Source organism: Comamonas terrae, from assembly GCF_001544075.1.
Taxonomy (GTDB): Bacteria; Pseudomonadota; Gammaproteobacteria; order Burkholderiales; family Burkholderiaceae_C; genus Comamonas; species Comamonas terrae.
Genome location: NZ_BCNT01000003.1, coordinates 24,821 through 47,813, shown reverse-complemented (window position 1 = coordinate 47,813; position 22,993 = coordinate 24,821). Strand labels below are relative to the sequence as shown.

The following is a 22,993-nucleotide window of genomic DNA, read 5'->3' as shown; positions in this document are numbered from 1 at the left end:
CAGAAAATGTTTTCCGGCGCCCGCGCTGCTTTTTCAGCCCACCTGCCATAGCCGGGCCGCAAAGCGCTGCCCGGGGTGCGTGAGCTGTTCACGGCAGGCGACCAGAGGCAGGTCGCGCTGGCCGGGCCGGGTGCGCGATACCAGGGCATAGAGCGTGCTGACGGCGCTGGACAGCGCGTCCGGCACGGCCTCGCCCCGTATCAGCCGGCCCAGCAGCACGGCCGAGAACACATCGCCCATGCCGTTGGGCAGGGGCTGCAGGTCCACGAAGGGCGTCTGCATCATCCAGGCGCTGTCCGCGTTGACCGCCAGCGTGGCCAGCTGGTCCTGCGGCAGGTCGTCGGTGCGCAGGCTGGTGATGACGATGAGGGCGCTGGCCGCGTCGTGCATCTGGCCCAGCAGGCTGCGCGCGGCGGCAATGGTGGCGTCTACCGTGGCCAGCGGCCCGCCGCCGTGCAGCAGCTCGAATTCGTAGTGGTTGGGCGTGATGACGCTGGCCTGGGACAGCGCGCGCCGGCGCAGGAATTCCGGTATGCCGGGCCGCACGAACAGGCCGCGCCCCACGTCGCCCATGACGGGGTCGCACAGGTACAGGGCGCGAGGGCGGGCGCCGCGCACTTCCTGCACGGCCGAGACGATGGCCTCGCCCACGCCGGCATCGCCCAGATAGCCCGAGAGCACGGCCGTGCAGCGCTCGAGCACGCCGCGGGCGCGCAGCCCGTCGAGAACGTCCTGCACATGGGCGGCGGTGAAGACCTGGCCCTTGAATTCGCCGTAGCCCGTGTGGTTGGAGAACTGCACGGTGTGCACGGCCACGGGCTCGATGCCCAGCATCTGCAGCGGCAGCATGGCCGCGTCGTTGCCCACGTGGCCGTAGGCTACGTGCGACTGGATGCTCAGGACCCGCGGCGGTTCCTCGAAGGGGGGCAGATCAGGCATGTATGTTTCCGTCTTCATTCAACAGGGGGGCGGCGCGTACTATGAAAAAGAGAGCTGCTATCGCAGGTCAGAAAACAAACCGGGATGGTTTTCTATCTGAATTCTATGAATAGAGCGCGATTGCAGCTCACTTTTCATGCACGCTGCTGGCGTAGCCTCAGGCCAGCTCCGCCATCAGCTCGATCTCCACGCAGCAGCCCAGGGGAATCTGGGCCACGCCGAAGGCGCTGCGCGCGTGCTTGCCGGCTTCGCCGAAGACCTCGCCGAGCAGTTCGCTGCAGCCGTTGGTCACCAGGTGCTGCTCGGTGTAGCTGGTGGAGGAATTGACCAGGCTCATGACCTTGACGATGCGCTTGACGCGGTTCAGGTCGCCGCCGCAGGCATGCTGCAGCGTGCCCATGAGGTCCACGGCCACGGCGCGCGCGGCCTGCTTGCCCTCCTCGGTGCTCATGTTCTCGCCCAGCTTGCCCACCCAGGGCTGGCCGTTCTTCTTGGCGACATGGCCGCTGAGGAACACCAGGTTGCCGGTCTGCATATAGGGCAGGTAGGCGGCGGCCGGCAGGGCCACTTCGGGCAGGGTGATGTTGAGTTCTTTGAGTTTGTCGTAAACGCTCATGGCAGCTCCATCTGAGAGGAAAACAAGGCGGCCAAGTGTGACACAGCCGGTCGGCCGCCGATGCCAAGCGGGTTCCGGAAATCCCGGAGCCGGCCATTGCGGGCCGGTGCAGACCGGCGCTGCTCCATGGCCTGGGCGGCTCGGGCCGGTGCCTGGCTGCGAAAAGGCGGCTCCGGGCCTTACGCCGCCTCAAGCATGCGCTTGGCCCGTTTTTCCGCATACATGCGCTGGTCCGCCGCGCGGAGCGTGGCCTCGGGCGAGCTGGCCGCCGGGTCCGCCGCGACCAGGCCGAAGCTGGCGCCGGCATAGTCGAAGCTGCCGCCGGCAAACGCAAACCGGCCCCTCAGCCGTGGCGTCAGCCGGGCGCGGATGGCGTTGATGGCGGTATCGGAAAAGGGCGGCGGGATCAAGCCGAGCACCACAAATTCGTCGCCGCTCATCCGCCCCAGCATGTCGCCCGAGCGCAGGCCGGCCGATATGCGCCGGCCGACCTCCGCGAGGAACTGGTCGCCGACCTCATGGCCGTAGGTGTCGTTGATCTTCTTGAAGCCGTCCAGGTCGATGAAGACCACCAGCACGAACATCCGGGTCCGCCTTGCCAGCGCGAACAGCCGGTCCAGCTCGGCCAGCACCGCGCGGCGGTTGGGCAGGCCGGTCAGGCTGTCGTGCATGGTTTCGTGCTCCAGCGCGCCGCGCAGTTTTTCCGACATCATGAGGATGGCGCACAGGGGGAGCAGCACATCCGTCGACGAAAAGCCCACGGCATAGGCCTGCTGCAGCCAGGCGACGGAGTGGATGCCATCCGTGCCGGGAGCGAGATAGCCGCTCACGGCGCGCAGCAAGAGAAGCGCGACCAGCGTCACCAGGATGCCGGCGGTGACCCGTGTGGCAAGCGTGCGTGGCTGGCGCAGCACCACCCATGCGTGGCATCCATAGAGCGCCGCCAGCAGGCCGCGCGCGAAGATGCGGCGGTGGATGGGGGCGGACTCGTAGCCGAAGAAGATGCACGAGGCAACCACCGCCACGCCCAGCAGCAGCGGCAGGAAATGCCGCGGCAGCCGCCATTCGAACAAGGCGCAGGTACCCGCGAGGAACAGGCCTGCCGTCATGATCAGGCAGATGTTCTGCGCCGCGACGGCCACGTCTTCGGACACCACGCTGCGCAGCCAGCCCCGGGCCAGCATGCCCAGGCCGCCGGCCACGATCGCGCCTCCCGCCCAATAGCCCCATCCCCGGATGGATGCCGGAAAGCTCCTGCCCAGCACCGCCAATATGAGACCTATGACGCAGGCCATGCCTCCGGCATAGGCAACGATCGTCGGGAGGTCGAGATTAGGCATTCGTTCAGTTGGTCCGGCAAACCCAGCGCGTTCGGAATGGAACTCCCTTTTGTAACCAATTATTTTAGATTGAACGGGCCGAGGCCGGGTAACGGTGCCTGAGGCACAGGCGACAAGCGGGCATGAAAGCATCCGCGCTAGCATGCAAGCCATGTTGCAATTTCGCACTGCTTCAGTTCCCGCCTTGCCGTTGCGCCAAGCCGGGCCTGCCTCCTGGTCGTGGGCCTTGTGGGGCTGTGTGCTGGGGGTGGCCTGGCAGGTGACCCAGCCGCAGCTGTGGCCGCTGGGGGCCTATCAGGCATTGCTGGGCGCGGGTTTCGTCGCTGCGGCATGCGGGGCTGTCGGCCGCCGCTTCGCCCGGCGCCCAAAGACCTGGCCGTCCCGCCTGCTGGTGCTGCTGTGCGCAGCCGGGATGACGGCCGCCGTCACGGGCTGGCGCGCCCATGCGTACCTGGGGCAGGCCTTGCCCGGCGAACTCGAGGGCCAGGATCTGGTGGTGCAGGGCACGATGGCCTCCATGCTGCAGAACACCGCGCAGGGCCAGCGCTGGCGCTTCGAGGTGGAACAGGCCTGGCGCGTGGATGCAGAGCAGCCCGAGCGCCTGTTCCCATCCATGATCGAGCTGGCCTGGTACATGCCCTGGGGCAGCCAGGCGGCGCCGGATGCCGAGGGGCCGGCCTGGGCCCGTGGCGAGCCGCTGGAGCCCGGCCAGCGCTGGCGCATGACGGTGCGCCTCAAGCGCCCCCATGGCGCGCGCAATCCGCATGGCTTCGATTTCGAACTGCAGCAATGGGAGCAGGGCGTGCAGGCCGCCGGCTATGTGCGCGAAAGCCCCTCGCCGCAGCGGCTGCAGGGGGATGCCGGCTACCGCATGCAGCGCTGGCGCCAGTGGCTGCGCGACCGCATCCGCGCCCAGGCCGCAGTCCTGCAGCGCTGGTGGCCGGGGCTCGGGGCATCCGAGCGCGAATCGGCCATCGGCGTGGTGGCGGCGCTGGCCGTGGGCGATCAGCAGGCCGTGGACCGGCAGGACTGGACGTTGTTCAGGCAGACCGGCGTGTCCCACCTCATGAGCATTTCCGGCCTCCACATAACGATGTTTGCCTGGCTGGCCGCCTGGGCGACGGGGCGGCTGTGGCGCCTGAGCGCGCGGGCCTGCCAATGGCTGCCGGCACCGCGCGCCGCCCTCCTGGCCGGGGCCGTGCTGGCCGGGGTCTATGCCCTGTTCAGCGGCTGGGGCGTGCCGGCGCAGCGCACGGTGTGCATGCTGGCCGTGGTGGGGGCCTTGCAATGGTGGGGCCTGCGCTGGCCCTGGCCCCAGGTCTGGCTGCTGGCGCTGGCCGTGGTGCTGGTGGCCGATCCGTGGGCGCTGTGGCAGGCCGGTTTCTGGCTCAGCTTTGTCGCCGTGGGCGTGCTGCTGGCCACGGACCGGCGTTCGCAGCCGGGTGGCGAGGCCGCCACCGCGGCAGGCGGGGCCTGGGGCAAGGCGGCGGGCCTGTGGCGCGAGCAATGGCTGATTTCGCTGGCGCTGGCTCCCTTGAGCCTGTTGCTGTTCGGCCAGGTTTCCGTGATCGGCCTGGTGGCCAATCTGGCCGCCATTCCCTGGATAACGCTGCTGGTCACGCCCCTGGCTCTGGCCAGCGCCCTGCTGCCGCAGGCTGCCGCGCTGGCCGCCGTGGCGCTGGAGCCGCTCATGGCCCTGCTGCGCTGGCTGGCCGGGGCGCCGGTGGCCGTGCTCGCCTTGCCGCAGCCGGCATGGTGGGCCGCGGCCGTTGCCATCGGGGCCGGCCTGCTGCTGGTGGCGCCGCTGCCGTGGCGCGTGCGCGTGGTGGCCGCCATGTGCTGCGTGCCGGCGCTGTGGTGGCCGCTGCCGCGGCCGGCCTGGGGCGAGTTCGAGGTGCTGGCCGTCGACATCGGGCAGGGCAACGCGGTGCTGCTGCGCACCCGCAGCCACAGCCTGCTGTACGACGCCGGCCCGCAGTACAGCCAGCACAGCGATGCGGGCGAGCGCGTGCTGCTGCCGCTGCTGCAGGCGCTGGGCCTGCGGCCCGATGCCATGATGCTCAGCCACCGCGATACCGACCACACCGGCGGAGCCCTGAGCCTGCACCGCTCGCTCACGAGTGCCGGGCCGGCCGTCACGGTCTGGGGCTCGGATTCGGTGATCCGGGATCCTGCGCTCGCGGACCTGGCGCCGGTCCGGCGCTGCACGGCGGGCGAGCGCTGGCAGTGGGATGGTGTGGCGTTCGACATCCTGCATCCGCTCATGCCCCAATCCGGGGCACCGGGCACCGAACCGGTGCAGGATGCCCTCCCTTCGGCCAGGACTTCGTCCAATGCCGGCAGCTGCGTGCTGCGGCTGCGCTCGGCCTCGGGGCGTGTGGCCCTGCTGGCCGGCGACATCGAGGCTGCGCAGGAGCGGCGGCTGGTGGCCCAGGGACTGGCGGGGCCGGTGGACTGGCTGCTGGTGCCTCACCACGGCAGCAAGACATCGTCCTCGCCGCCATGGATAGACGCACTGGCGCCGCGCTGGGCCATGGTGCAGGCCGGCTACCGCAACCGCTTCGGCCACCCCGTGCCGGCCGTGGTGCAGCGCTACGAGCGTGCAGGCAGCACGGTGGTGCAGCAGGACCGCTGCGGCGCCGCACTGTGGCGGTCGGCGCAGCCCGGGGCTTTGCACTGCGAACGCCTGATTCGGGCGCATTATTGGGATGTGCATGCCGCGCCGCTCGATCCGCAGAAGGATTGAGCTTCCGGATTGGCACAGGGCTTGCAGCAGGACTGGAAAGCGAGAGGAAAAAAATGCAGCTATTGGACGAAATGTATCTGGACCCGTCGGCTCCGGACGCCGGGCTGAGAAGCCATTACCGGGATTACGGACAGTGGCTGGGCCGGCAGTCGCAGGACTACCTGCGCGCGCGCAGTGCCGAGGCCGAGATCGTGTTCCGCCGCGTGGGCATCACCTTTGCCGTCTATGGCGACAAGGACGGCAGTGGCGCGGGCACCGAGCGGCTGATCCCCTTCGACCTGATTCCGCGCATCATTCCGGCCCGCGAGTGGACCCGCATGCAGGCCGGGCTGGTGCAGCGCGTGACGGCGCTCAACCGGTTCATCGAGGATGCCTATCATGGCCAGGACATCGTGCGCGCGGGCATTGTTCCGGATGCGCTGGTGGGCGGAAACAGCCAGTACCGGCCCGAGATGGAAGGCATCAAGGTGCCGAACAACGTCTATGCCAACATCGCGGGCATCGACATCGTGCGCGTGCCCGATGCCAGTGGCGAAGGCATCTACCATGTGCTCGAAGACAATCTGCGCGTGCCCTCGGGCGTGTCCTACATGCTGGAGAACCGCCGCATGATGATGCGCCTGTTTCCCGAGCTGTTCGGCTCGCATGCGGTGGCGCCCGTGGCCCATTATCCCGACATGCTGCTCGACACCCTGCATGCCAGCGCGCCGCCCGGCGTGCAGGAGCCCACGGTGGTGGTGCTCACGCCCGGCATGTACAACAGCGCCTATTTCGAGCATGCCTTCCTGGCCCAGCAGATGGGTGTGGAGCTGGTCGAAGGCCAGGACCTGGTGGTCGAGAAGGACATGGTCTACATGCGCACCACGCAGGGCCTGCAGCGCGTGGACGTGATCTATCGCCGCGTGGACGACGACTTCCTGGACCCCGAGGTGTTCCGGCCCGGCTCCACGCTGGGCTGTCCGGGCCTGATGCGGGCCTACCGCGCAGGCAATGTCAATATCTGCAATGCCGTGGGCACGGGCCTGGCCGACGACAAATCGGTCTACCCCTATGTGCCCGAGATGATCCGCTTCTATTTGGGCGAGGAGCCCATCCTGCAGAACGTGCCGACCTGGATGTGCCGCAAGCAGGACGACCTGCGCTATGTGCTGGACCACCTGCCCGAGCTGGTGGTCAAGGAAGTCCATGGTGCGGGCGGCTACGGCATGCTGATCGGCCCGGCGGCCAGCAAGGCCGAGATCGAGGATTTCCGCCGGGCGCTGCTGGCCAATCCGGCCGGCTACATCGCCCAGCCCACACTGAGCCTTTCGACCTGCCCGACCATGGTGGACAGCGGCATCGCGCCGCGCCATATCGACCTGCGGCCCTTCGTGCTCAGCGGCACCCGGGTGCAGATGGTGGCCGGCGGCCTGACGCGCGTGGCGCTCAAGCAGGGGTCGCTGGTGGTCAACTCGTCGCAGGGCGGCGGCACCAAGGACACCTGGGTGCTGGAAGAGGGAGAGCAATGATGCAAAGCCGCGTTGAAGACCATCTGCACCGGATGTCCCGCCATAGGGAGTGGGCAGGAAAAAATACCGCAGTTATTTTGTCGCCGGAAAACCGCCCGGGCGCGCAGCGCGTGCGGGGTTCCCTGCCCAAGGAGGGCCTATGCTGAGCCGCACCGCAGACCATCTGTACTGGATGTCCCGCTATACGGAGCGGGCGGAGAACACCGCGCGCATGCTCAGCGTGGCCTATGACACGGCCATGCTGCCCAGCGCCATGCACGATGCACGCCGGGGCTGGCACAGCGTGCTGTCCATCAGCGAGCTGATTCCGGCCTTCATGAGCCAGTACAGCATGGTGGACCGTGATTCCGTGCTGGAGTTCATGGTGTGCGACGAGCTCAATCCCTCGTCGATCTTCTCCTGCCTCAAGGCTGCGCGCGAGAATGCGCGCGCCGTGCGCGGAGCCCTGACCACCGAGTCCTGGGAGACGCAGAACCAGACCTGGCTGGAGCTGCAGCGACAGTTCGCCCATGGCGGCTGGCGGCAGGACCCGGCCCAGTTCTTCGAATGGGTCAAGTACCGCTCCCACCTGTGGCATGGCGTGACCATAGGCACCATGCTCAAGGACGAGGCGCTGTACTTCGTGCGCCTGGGCACTTTCGTGGAGCGGGCCGACAACACGGCGCGCCTGCTCGACGTGAAGTTCCACGCCATAGAGCGCGACTACCATGGCGCCCAGCGCGGGCGCGGCGCCGTGAACTTCGACTTCTACCATTGGAGCGCCCTGCTGCGCAGCGTCTCGGCCTTCGAGGTCTACCGCAAGGTGTACCGCGACGTGATCACGCCGGAGCGCGTGGCCGAGCTGCTCATGCTGCGCGCCGACATGCCGCGATCGCTGGCCGCCTGCATGAACGAGGTGGTGAAGAACCTGGCGCGAGTGAAGAATGCGCATTCGCGCGAGACCGAGCGCAAGGCCGGCCGCCTGCTGGCGGACCTGCAATACGGCCGCATCGACGAGATACTGACCACGGGCCTGCATGCCTATCTGACGCAGTTCCTGGACCGCATCAACGATCTGGGCTACGGCATCAGCCGCGATTTCCTGCTGCCGACCTAGCGGGCGGCGCTCCGCCGCAGAAGCGGCCTTTAAACTGGGCGGCTTCTTCAGATCCGCAAGGCTGGCGGCGCCACCCGCAGCCTTGCGCGCAAACCCTGCATGTTCATACGCCAGCTCCACTACCTGATCGCCCTGGACAAATACCGGCACTTCGGCCGGGCGGCCGAAAGCTGCCATGTCTCGCAGCCAGCGCTGTCCAGCGGCATACGGGAGCTGGAGCGCGAGCTGGGCATCACCATCATCCGGCGCAACCGCAGCTTCCAGGGCATCACGCCCGAAGGCGAGCGCGTGATCCAGTGGGTGCGCCAGACACTGGCCTCGCTCGATGGACTGAAGCAGGAGGCCGACCTGATCCGCAGCGTGCCCGGCGGCCACCTGGCCATCGGCGTGATTCCCACGGCCGGCCATGCGGCCACGCTGCTGAGCGCCCAGTACCGCGAGATCCTGCCGCAGCTGACGCTGGAGGTCGCCTCCCTGAGCACGCCGGAGATCCTGCAGCGCCTGAAGTCGCAGCAGATCCTGCTGGGCCTGCTGTACGACCGCTCGATCGCGGGCGAGGACTATGACGTGCTGCCGCTGTTCACCGAGCATTACGTGCTGGTGGCCAGCGAGCAGGCCTCGCTGCCGCACCAGCTGGGCTGGGCCGAGGTGGCCGAGCTGCCGCTGTGTCTGCTGAGCCGGGACATGCAGAACCGCCGTACGCTGGGAGAGCGGTTCGAGGCCGCCGAGGCCGTGCCGCGCGTGGTGCTGGAGAGCAACGACATGCGCGTGCTGCTGGCCGAATGCCAGAGCGGCAGGGCCTTCACCATCCTGCCGCTCAGCGCCGTGCCGCTGGGCCATGGAGGTTCGGGCCTGAGAGCCCACGCCATATTGCCGGAGCACCGCGAGCAGGTGTGCCTGGTCCGGCTGCGGCGCGACACCCAGCCGCCGCTGTCGCAGGCGGTCTGGCAGATCGCCGCAGGCCTTGACCTGGAGGCCGCCCTCGAACTGCCTTCGTCCCCTGCGCCGTGATAAGCGTGGCTTATCACCAGATCAGAACAAACGATTGGCCTCCGTAGCCGGGCTTTGGCATGCTGCGGAGGATGGGACAGGTGGGATCCGCCCTGGCAGATCCCGCATTCACCCAGTCCCGCCAGACCCAACAAAGGCCACCCATGAACAAACGACGCGAAGTGCCGGGCATACGCCCTTATGACGGCCCTGCCGGCGGCTGGGGCGCATTGCGCGCCACGGCCAAGGCCGTGCACCAGCAGATGGAGATTGTCGAAGCCCCCGTTTTGCTGCTGCGCACCAACCAGCCCACGGGCTTCGACTGCCCGGGCTGCGCCTGGCCCGACAAAGAGCACCGCTCGACTTTCCAGTTCTGTGAGAACGGAGCCAAGGCCGTGACCTGGGAAGCCACGAGCAAGCGCGTGACGCCCGAGTTCTTTGCCGAGCACACGGTGTCCTCGCTGCTGAAGCTGTCCGATTTCGAGCTGGAGAATTTCGGCCGCCTGACCCATCCCATGGCCTATGACGCGGCCAGCGACAAGTTCCGCCCCATTGAATGGGAGGCGGCCTTCGAGCGCATCGGCGAAGCGCTGAGGGGCCTCGACTCCCCCGATCAGGCCGAGTTCTATGCCTCGGGGCGGGCTTCGAACGAGGCTGCCTACCTGTTCCAGCTGTTTGCGCGCGAGTTCGGCACCAACAATTTTCCCGATTGCTCCAACATGTGCCACGAGGCCACCAGCACCGGCCTGCCGCAGTCCATCGGCATAGGCAAGGGAACGGTTTCGCTGGACGACTTCGACCACACCGATTTCATTCTCTCGATTGGCCACAATCCCGGCACCAACCATCCGCGCATGATGGGCACGCTGCATGAAGCGGCCCGGCGCAAGGTGCCCATCATCGTGTTCAACCCCATGCGCGAGCGGGCGCTGGAGCGCTTTGCCGATCCGCAGAACCTGGTGGAAATGGCGACCTACGGCTCGACCGACATCGCCTCCACCTACTACCTGGTCAAGGCCGGCGGCGATGCGGCGGCCCTCAAGGGCATCATGAAGGCGCTGCTGGCGCTGGAAGCCGAGCGCGGCGGCGTGCTCGACCATGCCTTCATCGCCGAGCATACGCAGGGCTTCGATGCGCTGGCCGCCGATCTGCAGGCCACGGGCTGGGCGGATATCGAGAAGGAAAGCGGCCTGCGGCGCGCCGAGCTCGAGCAGGTGGCCGAGGCCTATGCCCGGTCCACGGCAGCCATCGTCACCTACGGCATGGGCATCACCCAGCACAACACGGGCACCGCCAATGTGAAGCTGATTGCCAACCTGCTGCTGATGCGCGGCAACATCGGCAAGCCCGGCGCCGGCATCTGCCCGCTGCGCGGCCATTCGAACGTGCAGGGCAACCGCACGGTCGGCATTTCCGAAAAGCCCACGCAAGCCTTTCTGCAGCGCCTGGAGCAGGTCTTCGGCTTCACGCCGCCCCAGGCCCACGGCCACGATGCGGTCAAGGCCATGGAGGCCATGGCCGACGGCTCGGCCAAGGCGCTGATCTGCCTGGGCGGCAACCTGGCCGTGGCCATGCCCGATCCGCAGCGCAGTTTTGCCGCCATGAAGCAGCTGGAGCTCAGCGTGCACCTGGGCACCAAGCTCAACCGCTCGCACCTGCTGGTCGGCAAGCAGACCTTTCTGTTTCCGGTGCTGGGGCGCACGGAGCTGGATGTGCAGGCCGGCGGGCCGCAGTCCATCACCGTCGAGGACTCCATGTCCATGGTCCATGCCTCGGCCGGCAAGCTCAAGCCTGCCTCGGAGCATCTGCGCTCGGAGTGCGCCATCGTCGCCGGCATGGCCCGGGCGACGCTGCCGGGCAGCAGGGTGGACTGGCTGGGCCTGATTGCAGACTACGACCGCATCCGCGACCTCATCGAGCGCACGGTGGCGGGCTTTGACGACTACAACCGGCGCATCCGCGTGCCCGGCGGCTTTCGCATGCCGCTGCCGCCCACCGAACGCCAGTGGAATACCGCCACGGGCAAGGCCATGTTCTCGGTGTTTGCGGGCGTGCGCGAGCGCTACGAGCCCTGGCCCGACGATGTGTTGCGCCTGGTGACCATCCGCAGCCACGACCAGTACAACACCACCATCTACGGCATGGACGACCGCTACCGCGGCGTGTTCGGCCGCCGCGACGTGCTGTTCATGAATGCCGAGGATCTGGCGGCGCACGGGCTCGAGCATGGCGACCTGGTGGACATCGAGACGGTCTCGTCCACGCGCCTGCTGCGCATGGAAAACATCACCGCCATCGAATACAGCATTGCCCGCGGCACGGTGGCGGCCTACTACCCCGAGGCCAATGTGCTGGTGTCGCTCGACTACATCGACCAGGAGAGCGGCACGCCTTCCTACAAGTCGATTCCTGTGCGCATCCGCCGGGCCGCGGGGCAGGGTGGCGTCTCCGAGGCGGCATGACGGCATGAAAAAAGCGGACCTCCGGGGTCCGCTTTGTCATGGCCGCCCGGCGGCTTTTCCTGCCGTCGCGCTCACTCGACCTCGCCCATCTGCGACTGCAGATAGTTCTGCACGCCGACCTTCTCGATCAGGTCCAGCTGGGTTTCGAGGAAGTCGATGTGCTCCTCGGTATCGTCCAGGATCTTCTGCAGCAGGTCGCGCGAGACGTAGTCGCGCACGGATTCGCAGTGGGCCATGCCTTCCTTGATGGTCTGCTGGGCGGCCTGCTCCAGGCGCAGGTCGCAGGCCAGCAGTTCCGGCACGTCCTCGCCGATCTGCAGCTTGCCCAGGTCCTGCAGGTTGGGCAGGCCGTCGAGCATGAAGATGCGGTCCATCAGCCAGTCGGCGTGCTTCATCTCGCCGATGGATTCCTCGTATTCCTTCTTGGCCAGCTTGTCGAAGCCCCAGTGCTTGAGCATGCGGTAGTGCAGAAAGTACTGGTTGATGGCGGTGAGCTCGTTCTTGAGCTGGGCTTGCAGCCAGGAAATTGCTTGCGCGTCGCCTTTCATGGGGAATCCTTCCTTGTTGATTGTCCGGGGGGGCTTTTGTCAGGCTTCGATTGTCCAGGGTTTATGCGATAGATCAACTAAACCCGCGTCCTTGCGCATTGGCTGCATATGAGGTGCGTTCTCGTTACGCCCGGTGCATGCAGCGGCGTCCCGCAGGAAGCCGCCAGCCTGACGGACTTGTGACAAGAAGTCATGTCATGGCAGCCATGCCGGGCTTTGGCTTGAAATGCCCGAATTGCAGTCCAAAATAGGGAGCAGGGCCTTTCTGCAGGCGCACCGCGCCCGCCATGCCCTGCAAAGAAGAAGAAAGATAGATAGTTTTTTGCAATCAATAATATCAAGTCAATTGATTGGATTGATTGCTCAATGAGGCCTACACTTTCTCCTGTGTTCAATCACTCACCAAAAGGAAACAGCAATGTCCGTACTCAACACCACCATCAAGCCTTTCAAGACGCAAGCCTTCAAGAACGGCAAGTTCATCGAAGTGACCGAGAAGGACGTCCTGGGCAAGTGGGCCGTGTTCTTCTTCTATCCCGCTGACTTCACTTTCGTGTGCCCCACCGAGCTGGGCGACGTGGCTGACCACTATGACGAACTGCAGAAGCTGGGCGTCGAGGTGTACTCCGTGTCCACCGACACCCATTTCGTGCACAAGGCCTGGCACGACACCTCCGACACCATCGCCAAGATCAAGTACACCATGCTGGGCGACCCCACATGGCAGATCAGCCAGAACTTCGACTGCCTGCGCGAAGGCCAGGGCCTGGCCGACCGCGCCACCTTCATCGTCGATCCCCAGGGCGTGATCCAGGCCATGGAAATCACCGCCGAAGGCATCGGCCGCGACGCTGCCGACCTGCTGCGCAAGGTCAAGGCTGCCCAGTACGTGGCTTCGCACCCCGGTGAAGTCTGCCCCGCCAAGTGGAAGGAAGGCGAAAAGACGCTGGCTCCTTCGCTGGACCTGGTCGGCAAGATCTGATCGGCGCAAGCTGAACATTCACAGTTGAACTGTTGAAGACGCCCGGGTGCCTGGCGCCCGGGCTTTTTTTTCCCGAATTTTTGCAAGATACAAGGAGTTCCCAATGCTTGACAACAACCTGAAAGCCCAACTGAAAGCCTATCTGGAGCGCCTGCAGCGTCCGGTGGAGCTGGTGGCTTCGCTGGATGACAGCAAGGGTGCTGCCGAGCTCAAGGAACTGCTGCAGGAGATCAAGGAACTCAGCGACAAGATCACCGTCGTCGAGAACAACGACCTGCCCGTGCGCAAGCCTTCGTTCCTGATCACCAATCCCGGCGTGGACACCGGCGTGCGCTTTGCCGGCGTGCCCCTGGGCCATGAATTCACCTCGCTGGTGCTGGCGCTGCTGCAGGTCGGCGGCCATCCCTCCAAGGAATCGGCCGACCTGCTCGAGCAGGTCAGGAACATCGACACGCCGCTGCATTTCGAGACCTACTACTCGCTGTCCTGCCACAACTGCCCCGACGTGGTGCAGGCGCTGAACCTGATGTCGGTGCTCAATCCCAAGATCACGCATACCGCGATCGACGGCGGCCTGTTCCAGCAGGAAGTGCAGGACCGCGAAGTCATGGGCGTGCCCACCGTCTTCGTCAACGGCGAGCGCTTCGGCCAGGGCCGCATGGAGCTGGCCGAGATCGTGGCCAAGGTCGATACCGGTGCCGCGGCGCGCGAAGCCGAGAAGATCTCGGCCAAGGGCGCCTTCGACGTGCTCATCGTCGGCGGCGGCCCCGCCGGCGCGGCCGCGGCCATCTATGCGGCCCGCAAGGGCATCCGCACCGGCATCGCGGCCGACCGCATCGGCGGCCAGATGCTGGACACCGTGGACATCGAGAACTACATCTCGGTCAGCAAGACCGAAGGCCCCAAGCTGTCCGCCGCGATGGAAAACCACATCCGCGACTATGAAGTGGACATCATGGGCCAGCAGCGCGCGGCCAAGCTGATTCCGGCGGCCGAGGAGGGCGGGCTGATCGAGGTGCAGACCGAATCCGGCGCATCGCTCAAGGCCAAGACCGTGATCCTGTCCACCGGGGCGCGCTGGCGCAACATGAACGTGCCGGGCGAGGAGCAGTACCGCACCAAGGGCGTGACCTATTGCCCGCACTGCGACGGCCCGCTGTTCAAGGGCAAGGACGTGGCCGTGATCGGCGGCGGCAACTCGGGCATCGAGGCGGCCATCGACCTGGCCGGCCTGGTCCGGCACGTGACCGTGCTGGAGTTTGCCGGCGAGCTCAAGGCCGATGCCGTGCTGCAAAAGAAGCTGGCCACCCTGCCCAACGTGACCGTGATCCTCAACGCCCAGACCACCGAGGTGAACGGCGACGGCAAGAAGGTGACGGGCCTGACCTACAAGGACCGCACCACGGACGAGGTCAGGACCGTGGCGCTGGAAGGCATCTTCGTGCAGATCGGCCTGCTGCCCAACACCGAATGGCTCAAGGGCACGGTCAACCTGACGCGCTTTGGCGAGATCGAGATCAATGCCAAGAGCGAGACCAATCTGCCCGGCGTGTTTGCCGCCGGCGACTGCACCAACGTGCCGTTCAAGCAGATCATCATCGCCGCCGGCGCGGGAGCCACGGCAGCGCTGTCGGCCTTTGACTTCATGATTCGCCATTGAGCATGAAAATGGACTGAAGCGCTTGATGCAAAAGCGCTGATAGCTATGAAAAAAGGACTGCCCAGGCAGTCCTTTTTTGCGCTGCCGGTGGGGCTTGCTCCTGCCGGGCCAGCCTGGCAAGCCGGGGCGGCCGGAGTGGACCGCAGCCGGGCGCAGGGCTATGCTTTGCGGCACTGCAGGCCACGTCATTGCGGCTGGCCCGCAGCTTTCCATCACATCGCTGCCAGTACCGGGCCTTATGGGAGAGCACCATGCCAGCCATTTCCGCCATTCGTTCGCTATGCGCCGGCCTGTGCCTGGCCGCGCTCATGCCTGCGGCCCTCGGGCAGGAGCAGGGATCGGTGCTGAAACTGCCCACCCGGACGGGGGTGGAGACCACGGTGTTCTGGCATCCGGCGCCCCGGGCCACGGCAACCGTGCTGCTGTTTCCCGGCGGGCTGGGCGGTTTTGGCAAGATGGAGCAGGGCAGGCCGAGCAGCAACAATTTTCTGGTGCGCACCGAGCAGGATTTCGTGGCCCATGGCCTGAATGTGGCCATCTTCGGCCGCGCCAACGGGCAGGAGATCACCCCCCGGGAGCGCATGTCGCCCGAACACATGGAGGACGTGCGCAAGGTGGTTGATGCCGTCAGGCAGCGCAGTTCAGCACCCCTGTGGCTGGTGGGCACCAGCCGTGGCACGACCTCGGCGGCCGCCGCCGCCAGCCAGCTGCCCGATGGCGTGATTGCCGGCGTGGTGCTCAGTTCCAGCATTGTGGATGCCAGGGAGCCCGGCTCCATGCAAAGCCTGGACCTGGGCCATATCCGCGTGCCAGTCCTGCTGTTCCACCATGCCAGGGATGCCTGCCGCATCTGCCCTCCGGGCGCCCTGCCCGGGGTGCTGCAAAGCCTCACCCAGGCACCGGTGAAAAAAATCATGCTGGTGGAGGGCGGCGGGAATCCGTCCGGCGACCCCTGCCATGCCATGCACTGGCATGGCTATGCCGGCATGGAGGCAGAAGCGGTGGCCGACATTGCGCAGTGGATCCAGCAACCCGTGCCTTGACATCGCATCGTTCGCCACGGCCCCGGGCGGGCGGGGAACACCCTGCAAGAAGGACTGCCGCGGCAGTCCTTCTTGCGTTGGGCGGCACGACCGGGAGGGCCGCGGCAGGTTTGCGCTTTCGCGGAATGCGCGCATGGGTTTCATGAATTAATGAGAATGATTCGCATATACTAGGTGCATCCCAGCCAGCACATGCGGTGCGGGCTGCAGGCCTGAAGCCTGCGGCCGCTTCCAGAAGCCAGCTCTTGTTTTCATTCCAAATACAGAGAGGGTTTCTGGTATGGCCTCAGCCACCGTTTTGCATTCGCGCGCCTGCATTGCGCTCCATCCGCTGGCCTGGGCTTGTGCGCTGGCCTGTGCCGGCAGTGCCTGGGCGGCGGAACCCGAGGCCGGACAGGCCACCGTGGCTGCCGCAGCGGCGGGCCGCCATGCGCCGGTGATGCGCGACGTCGTGGTCAGCGCCTCGCGCGACGAGCAGGACCCCGATGCCCTGCCCATGAGCGTGGACGTGATCAATGCCCGTCAGATGGAGGAGGCGCAGATCGGCGACATCCGCGAACTGGCCGGGCGCCTGCCCAATGTGACCGTGCCGCGTGCGCCTGCGCGCTTCACGCTGGCAGGCTCGTCGGCGGGGCGCGACCAGAACAGCGGCTTCAACATCCGCGGCCTGGAAGGCAACCGCGTGCTGATGCTGGTGGACGGCGTGCGCCTGCCGCGCAGCTATTCGTTCAGTGCCAACGCCTTCGGCCGCGATTACCTGGACCTGGGGCTGGTGCAGCGCGTGGAAATCCTGCGCGGCGCGGTGCCCGCGCTCTATGGCTCGGACGGCATGGGTGGCCTGGTGAACTTCATCACCATGGAGCCCGGCGACCTGCTCCAGGACGGCAAGGCCATCGGCGGGCGCGTATCGGCCAGCTACGACGGCTCGGACAATGGCAAGCGCGTGGGCGCCACGCTGACCGGCCGCGCCAGCGGGGAGTGGAGCTGGCTGCTGTCGGCCGGCATCGGCCGCGCGCATGCGCTGGAGAACATGGGCGTCAACCATGGCGTGGGCAGCAGCCGCACCGCACCCAATCCCGAAAGCGACCAAAGCCACTCGCTGCTGGGCCGTCTGGTCTACACCCCGTCGGCCGTGCAAAAGCATGTGTTCACGCTGGAAAACGTGGACAAGCGCGCCGACTACGACCTGCTCAGCGCCCGGGGTGCGGGGCTGACCGGCACCACGCTGGATTCCCAGGCCCGCACCCGCATGCAGCGCTGGCGCGCGAGCTGGCAGGGCCAGTGGCAGCAGCTGGGTGCCGCCTGGGCCGACGAGCTGCGCCTCATGGCCAGCTATCAGAGCGCCGATTCGCGCGAATGGGTGAACGAGACCCGGCTCAACCTGCCTTACCGGGAGCGCGACGTCACCTATGACGAGGATGCGCTGCAGCTGCATGCCCAGGCCAGCAAGCTGCTGCGCTGGGGCGCCTCGGTCAGCGGCAAGCTCACCTACGGCGTGGATTACAGCCGCAACAAGGTGGTCAACGAGCAGAACGGGGTGACGCCGGCCGCGGGCGAGAGCTTCCCGCTCAAGCGCTTCCCCGACACCACGGAGACATCGACGGCCCTGTTCGCCCAGGCCGAGCTCAACTACGGCCTGTGGACGGTCACGCCCGGCGTGCGCGCCGAGCACTACAGCATCCGGCCCAGGCAGGCCGGCTTTCTGCCCGCCGTGGCCAGCAACTCGGCTTCCGCCGTCTCGCCCAAGCTCGGCGTGATGTTCCAGGCCAGCGATGCCTGGTCGGTCTACGGCAATTACGCCGCGGGCTTCCGGGCGCCCAATGCGGGCCAGATCAACGCCTATTTCGAGAACCCGTTCTACTACTACAGGAACATTCCCAACCCCGACCTCAAGCCCGAAAAGAGCAATACCTTCGAGCTGGGCCTGCGCGGCCGCCTCGAGCGCCTGAAGGTGGATGCGGCGGTCTTCACGGGGCGCTACAAGGACTTCATCCAGGACCAGCAGCTGGTCTCGGGCCAGCCCGGCAACCGCAACAACCCCGGCATCTACCAGTCGGTCAACCTGGACCGCGTGCGCATCAGCGGCTTCGAGCTCAAGGCCGATTACGACTGGGGCCGCCATGCGGGCGGCAACTGGCGCACCCACGCGGCCTACGGCTACACCAGGGGGCGGCAAACCAATACCGATACGCCGCTGGACACCATCTCGCCCCGGCAGCTGGTGATGGGCGTGCGCTATGACGCAGCCCGGGTGGGCGTGCAGTTCACCGCCTCGCACTGGGCCGGCAAGAAGGCCGGGGATGCCGCCGAAGGCGCCTGGCTCAGCCCCGCGGCCACGGTGCTGGACCTGAGCGCGCAGTGGCGCATCCGCCCCGGCACGCGCCTGAACGTGGGCCTCTACAACCTGACCGACAAGAAGTACTGGCGCTGGAGCGATGTGCGCGGCCTCACGGGCAACCCCGCCTATGTCGATGCCTACACCCAGCCGGGCCGCAACTTGCGCGTCTCGCTGGTGCAGGATTTTTGAGCCGGTTCTTCTGAATTGATAGCTACCAGCGCTTGATGTGCAAGCGATAGCGCTGGTTTTTCCATGTTTTTCAATGGGAGATGGGTATGCACAGATTCGCCGACAAGCCTGGCCAGGCCCAGGCCGCCCAGGAAACCGAAGCCCGCCACGAGCGCGGCACGCCAGGTTCCCGGGACGAGGAATACCTGCTGACCGAGGGCGAGGCGCTGCTGGCGGCCACGCTGGCGCTGATGACCGGCTTCGGCCACGGCTGCTGCACGGCGCACAAGGCTGCCATGGCCTCCAGGGTGGCCGAACAGCTGGCGCTTCTGGCCCGGCCGGCCGGGGGTGCGGACCGCTCTCCCGACATGCGCGCCTTTCTGCTGCGCCTGTGCCAGCGCTGGCAGCAGGCGGCGCAGGAACAGGCTGCGGCCAGCCGCGCCGCCGCCATCCAGGCGCTGGCAGGTACCTCGGGCCCTGCTTCTCTTCCCTTTTCCGTGCTCTGGCACGAGCCACTGGAGACTCTTCAATGACCCCTACCACGATGAATCATGCAACCGTTCGCGCGCCGTCCCTGGGCGGCGATGCGGCCGCCATCCGCCAGCGCTTTGCCGAAAAGCGCCAGTCCGGCCTGCGCGCCCGGGATGCCGCCGAGGCCTTGCAACTGAGCGAGGGCGCCGTGGTGGCCGCCCATGGCGGCGCGCACGGGTACGCGCTCAAGGCCACGCCGCTGCGCGCCGAATGGCTGGCCATCCTGCAGGGCCTGGAGGCCTGCGGCGAAGTCATGGCGCTCACGCGCAACGAATCCACGGTCCACGAAAAGACCGGTGTCTACCGGAACGTTTCCGCCACCGGGCCGGTCGGGCTGGCGCTGAGCCGCGAGATCGACCTGCGCCTGTTCTTCATGCACTGGCATGCGGGATTTGCCGTGGCCGATGGCGCCAATGGCAACCGCCCGGCCGCGCGCAGCCTGCAGTTCTTCGATGCCAGCGGCTGCGCCGTGCACAAGGTCTTCGCGCGCGAAGCCACGGACATGGCGGCCTGGGATGCATTGGTCGAGCGCTTTGCCGAGCCTTCCGCCGGCCATGTGTTCCGTCCCTCCATGCCCAGGTCTGCGCCCCGGGCCGACACGGAAATCGACGTGGCCGGGCTGGCGCGGGCCTGGAGCGAACTCCAGGACACGCACGACTTCTTCGAGATGCTGCGCACATTCGGTGTGGAGCGCCAGCAGGCCTTGCGCCTGGTGCCGCAGTTCTGCGAACGCCTGGAGCCCGCGGCCGTGGTCCGGCTGCTGGGCGACGCGGCCGTGGACGGCGTGTCCATCATGGTGTTCGTGGGCAGCAAGGGCTGCATCCAGATCCACACCGGCCCCGTGAACAACATCCAGCCCATGGACACGCCCGGCGGCGCGCGCTGGATCAATGTGCTCGACAGGGGCTTCAACCTGCACCTGCGCACCGACCTGATCGACACGGCCTGGGTGGTGCGCAAGCCCACGGCGGACGGCATCGTCACGGCCGTGGAAGTCTTCGACGCCGCGGGCGAGCTGATGGCCATGTTCTTTGGCGAGCGCAAGCCCGGCCAGGCCGAGCTGCCGGCATGGCGCGAACTGGTGGCCGGACTGCCGCGCCTGGACTGCCGGGCCGAGGTGGCGGCATGACGGCCGGAATGGCCCTGGCCGGCCGCCGCCGCGGCCTGAAATGCCTGGCGGGCGTGGCGCTGGCCGCGGCCTTGCCCGGCGCGGTGCGAGCGCAGGCCAAGGGGCGCCGGCTGGTCTCGCTCAGCGGCGCGCTGACCGAGGTGGTCTACCTGCTGCAGGCGCAGGACCAGCTCGTGGGCACCGACACCACCAGCCTCTACCCCGAAGCCGTGCGCAGGACCGCCAAGGTCGGCTATGTGCGCCAGCTCTCGGCCGAAGGGCTGCTGTCGCTCAGGCCCGATACCGTGATCGGCACCAGCGAGGCGGGACCGCCCGTGGTGCTGGAGCAGATCCGCCAGGCCGGCGTGCGCGTGGCGCTGGTGCCGTCGCGCCACAACTGGGCCGAGGTGCAGGAGAAAGTCGCCGTGGTGGGCCGCGAGACCGGCAGGGCGCAGCAGGCCACGGCCTTGATGGCGCAGCTCGATGCCCAGTGGGCCGGCGTGCAGGCCCAGGTGGCGCAGGCCACGCGCAAGCCGCGCGTGCTGTTCATCCTCGCGCATTCGGGCAGTCCCATGGTGGCCGGGCGCGGCACGGCGGCCCAGGCGCTGATGGCCTATGCGGGTGCGGCGAACGTGATCGACCAGTTCGAAGGCTACCGCCCGCTGACCGCCGAGGCCCTGGCCAGCGCGGCGCCCGAAGTCATCATCAGCACCACCCAGGGCATCGAAGCCCTGGGCGGCGAGACGGCCTTCTGGCAGCGGCCCGAGCTGGCGCTGACGCCGGCCTATGCGAAGAAGGCGTTGGTGGCGCTGGAAGCCAGCCACCTGCTGGGCTTCGGCCCGCGCCTGCCCGGCGCCGTGCAGGCCCTGCACCTGCGTACCTTGCAGTGGGTGGCCTGATGGGTAGCCTGCCGCAGACGGCCGCCGGCGCCGAGAGAAAGAGAGCGCAATCCCAGCCGTCGCTGCGCTGCCCGGCTGCCGGCAAGGCCCCGCCATCTGCGGCCGCATCCCGCTGGCGCACGGCCAGCGGCCGCCTGAGCCGCCGGGCCACGCTGCTGCTGGGCCTGATGCTGGTGCTGGCGGCCGTGGTGCTGGGCAGCGCCAGCGGCGCCTATGCGATCGCTCCGGCGCAGCTGCTGTCCGTCATCGCCAATGCGGTCACGGGGCATTCACCGGCGGGGCCGGAGCAACTGGTGTTCTTCAATATCCGCCTGCCGCGCCTGCTCATGGGCGTGGCCGCGGGCGCCGGCCTGGGGCTGGCGGGCGCCTTGATGCAGGGGCTGTTCCGCAACCCGCTGGCCGATCCCGGCCTGATCGGCGTGAGCAGCGGCTCGGCCCTGGCGGCGGCTCTCACCATTGTGCTGGGCAGCATGTATCTGCCCTGGCTGCCGCATACGCTGGGCAGCTGGGCGCTGATCGCCATGGCATTCGGCGGCGGCCTGCTGGTGACGGCGCTGATCTATGCGCTGGGCCAGTCCCAGGGCGGTACGCGCATGGGCCTGATGCTGCTGGCCGGCGTGGCCGTGAATGCGCTGGCCGGCGCCGGCCTGGGTTTTCTGAGCTTCATCTCCACCGACGAGCAGTTGCGCAACCTGCAGATGTGGCTGCTGGGCAGCCTGGGCGCCGCGCGCTGGAGCGCCGTGGCCCTGGTCGGCGCGGCCGTGGCGGCCAGCCTGGCCGCGGGCCTGGCGCTGGCGCGGCCCCTGAACGCGATTGCGCTGGGCGAGGCCCAGGCCGGCCTGCTGGGCGTGGCGGTGGAGCGCACCAAGCGCCGCGCGGTGCTGGTCGCGGCCCTGGCCGTGGGCGCCGTGACGGCGACGACCGGCGTGATCGGCTTCATCGGCCTGGTGGCACCGCACTGGGTGCGGCTGGCAGCCGGGCCTGATCACCGCATCGTGCTACCGGGCTCGGCCCTGCTGGGGGCGGCGCTGGTGGTAGGCGCCGATGCGGTGGCGCGCACCGTGGTCAAGCCGGCCGAGCTGCCCTTGGGCGTGCTCACGGCCTTCATCGGCGTGCCGCTGTTCCTGGCCATGCTGCGCCAGTTCAGGAGCAAGGTATGAGTGCCGTTTCCGTCATGGAATGCCGCGGCCTGGGCGTGGGCGTGGCGCGCGGGCCGCGCCTGGCTACGGTGCAGGCTGCGCTGCGGGCCGGGCGCTTCACCGCGATCCTGGGGCCCAACGGCGCGGGCAAGTCCACGCTGATGTCCATGCTGGTCGGCGAGCGCGCGCCGCAGCAGGGCGCGGTACTGCTGGACGGGTGCAACCTGGCCGCCCTGGGCATGGAGGGCCTGGCGCGCCGCCGTGCCTTCATGCCCCAGGACTGCGCCGTGGCCTTCGATTTCACGGTGCAGGAGGTGGTGGAGCTGGGCCGTTACCCGCACCGCGGCCAGCCCAGCCCGCGCGAGGAAGCCATCGTGGCCGAGGCGCTGGCGCTGACCGGCGTGGCCCCCCTGGCGCAGCGCAATATCAACACGCTCTCGGGCGGCGAACGGGCGCGCGTACATCTGGCGCGGGCCCTGGCACAGATCTGGGAAGCGCCCGGCGACGGCCGCGCGCGCTGGCTGCTGCTGGACGAGCCCACGGCCGCGCTGGACCTGGCGCACCAGCACCATGCCATGCAGCTGCTGCGCGGCTGGGCCCGCGAGCAGGGCGTGGGCGTGGTGGCCGTGATCCACGACCTGAACCTGGCGCTGCGCTACGCCGACGATGTGCTGGTGCTGGGCGGCGCGGCCGGCGTGTTCCACGGGGCTGCCGAAAAGGTGCTGCAGCCGGCGCTGGCCGAGCGCATCTGGGGCATGCGCTGCGACCCCGTGCGCGGCAGCGACGGCACGCTGCAATATATTTTTGTAGCGGCTGGCGCTCTGGCTGCCTAGATTTTGTGGATAAATCGGCTGGAGAACAATGGCTGGAAGGCGTCAGA

The 22,993-nt window shown here is 67.7% G+C and carries 19 protein-coding genes; 14 read left to right on the top strand and 5 right to left on the bottom strand.

Going from position 1 to position 22,993, the window contains the following annotated elements; translation table 11 throughout:
* Positions 1–33 precede the first annotated feature (33 nt).
* From pdxY to Cte04_RS22110, 3 genes are all read right to left on the bottom strand, one after another.
* A complete protein-coding gene (pdxY, locus tag Cte04_RS03565; protein ID WP_066473877.1) occupies positions 34–939 on the bottom strand; it encodes a pyridoxal kinase PdxY in 906 nt (301 codons plus the stop codon).
* Positions 940–1,096: 157 nt separating this feature from the next.
* Complete coding sequence (locus Cte04_RS03560; RefSeq protein WP_066472151.1) at positions 1,097–1,555, bottom strand: RidA family protein; 459 nt, start codon at positions 1,553–1,555, stop codon at positions 1,097–1,099.
* 179 nt (positions 1,556–1,734) lie between these two features.
* Positions 1,735–2,895 carry a GGDEF domain-containing protein gene (locus Cte04_RS22110; RefSeq protein ID WP_370671018.1) on the bottom strand — a complete coding sequence of 387 codons (1,161 nt, stop codon included), beginning with the start codon at positions 2,893–2,895 and terminating at the stop codon, positions 1,735–1,737.
* Positions 2,896–3,046: 151 nt separating this feature from the next.
* On the opposite strand from Cte04_RS22110, the gene Cte04_RS03550 reads away from it, so the two are divergent.
* The 5 genes from Cte04_RS03550 (at position 3,047) to Cte04_RS03530 (ending at position 11,697) form a co-directional block, all read left to right on the top strand.
* Positions 3,047–5,641: a DNA internalization-related competence protein ComEC/Rec2 gene (locus tag Cte04_RS03550; RefSeq protein ID WP_066473872.1), complete on the top strand. Its 2,595-nt coding sequence runs from the start codon at positions 3,047–3,049 to the stop codon at positions 5,639–5,641.
* A 53-nt stretch (positions 5,642–5,694) separates the two neighbouring features.
* Complete coding sequence (locus Cte04_RS03545; RefSeq protein ID WP_066472139.1) at positions 5,695–7,149, top strand: circularly permuted type 2 ATP-grasp protein; 1,455 nt, start codon at positions 5,695–5,697, stop codon at positions 7,147–7,149.
* Between the two features lie 139 nt (positions 7,150–7,288).
* Complete coding sequence (locus Cte04_RS03540) at positions 7,289–8,245, top strand: alpha-E domain-containing protein (RefSeq protein WP_066472137.1); 957 nt, start codon at positions 7,289–7,291, stop codon at positions 8,243–8,245.
* A gap of 99 nt (positions 8,246–8,344) precedes the next feature.
* Complete coding sequence (locus tag Cte04_RS03535; protein ID WP_066472135.1) at positions 8,345–9,256, top strand: LysR family transcriptional regulator; 912 nt, start codon at positions 8,345–8,347, stop codon at positions 9,254–9,256.
* Positions 9,257–9,399: 143 nt separating this feature from the next.
* The gene (locus Cte04_RS03530) at positions 9,400–11,697 is read left to right on the top strand and encodes an FdhF/YdeP family oxidoreductase (RefSeq protein ID WP_066472133.1); all 2,298 of its coding nucleotides are present in this window, start codon (positions 9,400–9,402) and stop codon (positions 11,695–11,697) included.
* Between the two features lie 71 nt (positions 11,698–11,768).
* On the opposite strand, the gene bfr is transcribed toward Cte04_RS03530, so the two are convergent.
* The gene (gene bfr, locus Cte04_RS03525; protein ID WP_066472128.1) at positions 11,769–12,245 is read right to left on the bottom strand and encodes a bacterioferritin; all 477 of its coding nucleotides are present in this window, start codon (positions 12,243–12,245) and stop codon (positions 11,769–11,771) included.
* A gap of 190 nt (positions 12,246–12,435) precedes the next feature.
* The gene (locus Cte04_RS03520) at positions 12,436–12,573 is read right to left on the bottom strand and encodes a hypothetical protein (protein ID WP_157081822.1); all 138 of its coding nucleotides are present in this window, start codon (positions 12,571–12,573) and stop codon (positions 12,436–12,438) included.
* A gap of 90 nt (positions 12,574–12,663) precedes the next feature.
* On the opposite strand from Cte04_RS03520, the gene ahpC reads away from it, so the two are divergent.
* The 9 genes from ahpC (at position 12,664) to Cte04_RS03475 (ending at position 22,946) form a co-directional block, all read left to right on the top strand.
* The gene (ahpC, locus tag Cte04_RS03515) at positions 12,664–13,227 is read left to right on the top strand and encodes an alkyl hydroperoxide reductase subunit C (RefSeq protein WP_066472125.1); all 564 of its coding nucleotides are present in this window, start codon (positions 12,664–12,666) and stop codon (positions 13,225–13,227) included.
* 103 nt (positions 13,228–13,330) lie between these two features.
* The gene (gene ahpF / locus Cte04_RS03510; RefSeq protein WP_066472122.1) at positions 13,331–14,887 is read left to right on the top strand and encodes an alkyl hydroperoxide reductase subunit F; all 1,557 of its coding nucleotides are present in this window, start codon (positions 13,331–13,333) and stop codon (positions 14,885–14,887) included.
* A gap of 251 nt (positions 14,888–15,138) precedes the next feature.
* The gene (locus tag Cte04_RS03505; protein WP_083526490.1) at positions 15,139–15,930 is read left to right on the top strand and encodes an alpha/beta hydrolase; all 792 of its coding nucleotides are present in this window, start codon (positions 15,139–15,141) and stop codon (positions 15,928–15,930) included.
* Between the two features lie 280 nt (positions 15,931–16,210).
* Entirely contained in the window at positions 16,211–18,457 is a 2,247-nt protein-coding gene (locus Cte04_RS03500; RefSeq protein ID WP_066472119.1) for a TonB-dependent hemoglobin/transferrin/lactoferrin family receptor, read from the top strand.
* Between the two features lie 86 nt (positions 18,458–18,543).
* Positions 18,544–18,969, top strand: a complete 426-nt coding sequence (locus Cte04_RS03495) for a hypothetical protein (protein ID WP_245633283.1) — start codon at positions 18,544–18,546, stop codon at positions 18,967–18,969.
* Between the two features lie 11 nt (positions 18,970–18,980).
* Positions 18,981–20,096, top strand: coding sequence for a hemin-degrading factor (locus Cte04_RS03490; RefSeq protein ID WP_066472115.1), 1,116 nt, complete (start codon positions 18,981–18,983; stop codon positions 20,094–20,096).
* Entirely contained in the window at positions 20,093–20,974 is an 882-nt protein-coding gene (locus Cte04_RS03485) for a heme/hemin ABC transporter substrate-binding protein (RefSeq protein WP_083526489.1), read from the top strand. Before Cte04_RS03490 ends, Cte04_RS03485 begins: the two co-directional genes overlap by 4 nt.
* The gene (locus tag Cte04_RS03480) at positions 20,974–22,134 is read left to right on the top strand and encodes a FecCD family ABC transporter permease (RefSeq protein WP_083526488.1); all 1,161 of its coding nucleotides are present in this window, start codon (positions 20,974–20,976) and stop codon (positions 22,132–22,134) included. The genes Cte04_RS03485 and Cte04_RS03480 overlap by 1 nt, the downstream gene beginning before the upstream one ends.
* Positions 22,131–22,946 carry a heme ABC transporter ATP-binding protein gene (locus tag Cte04_RS03475; RefSeq protein ID WP_066472104.1) on the top strand — a complete coding sequence of 272 codons (816 nt, stop codon included), beginning with the start codon at positions 22,131–22,133 and terminating at the stop codon, positions 22,944–22,946. Before Cte04_RS03480 ends, Cte04_RS03475 begins: the two co-directional genes overlap by 4 nt.
* Positions 22,947–22,993 lie beyond the last annotated feature (47 nt).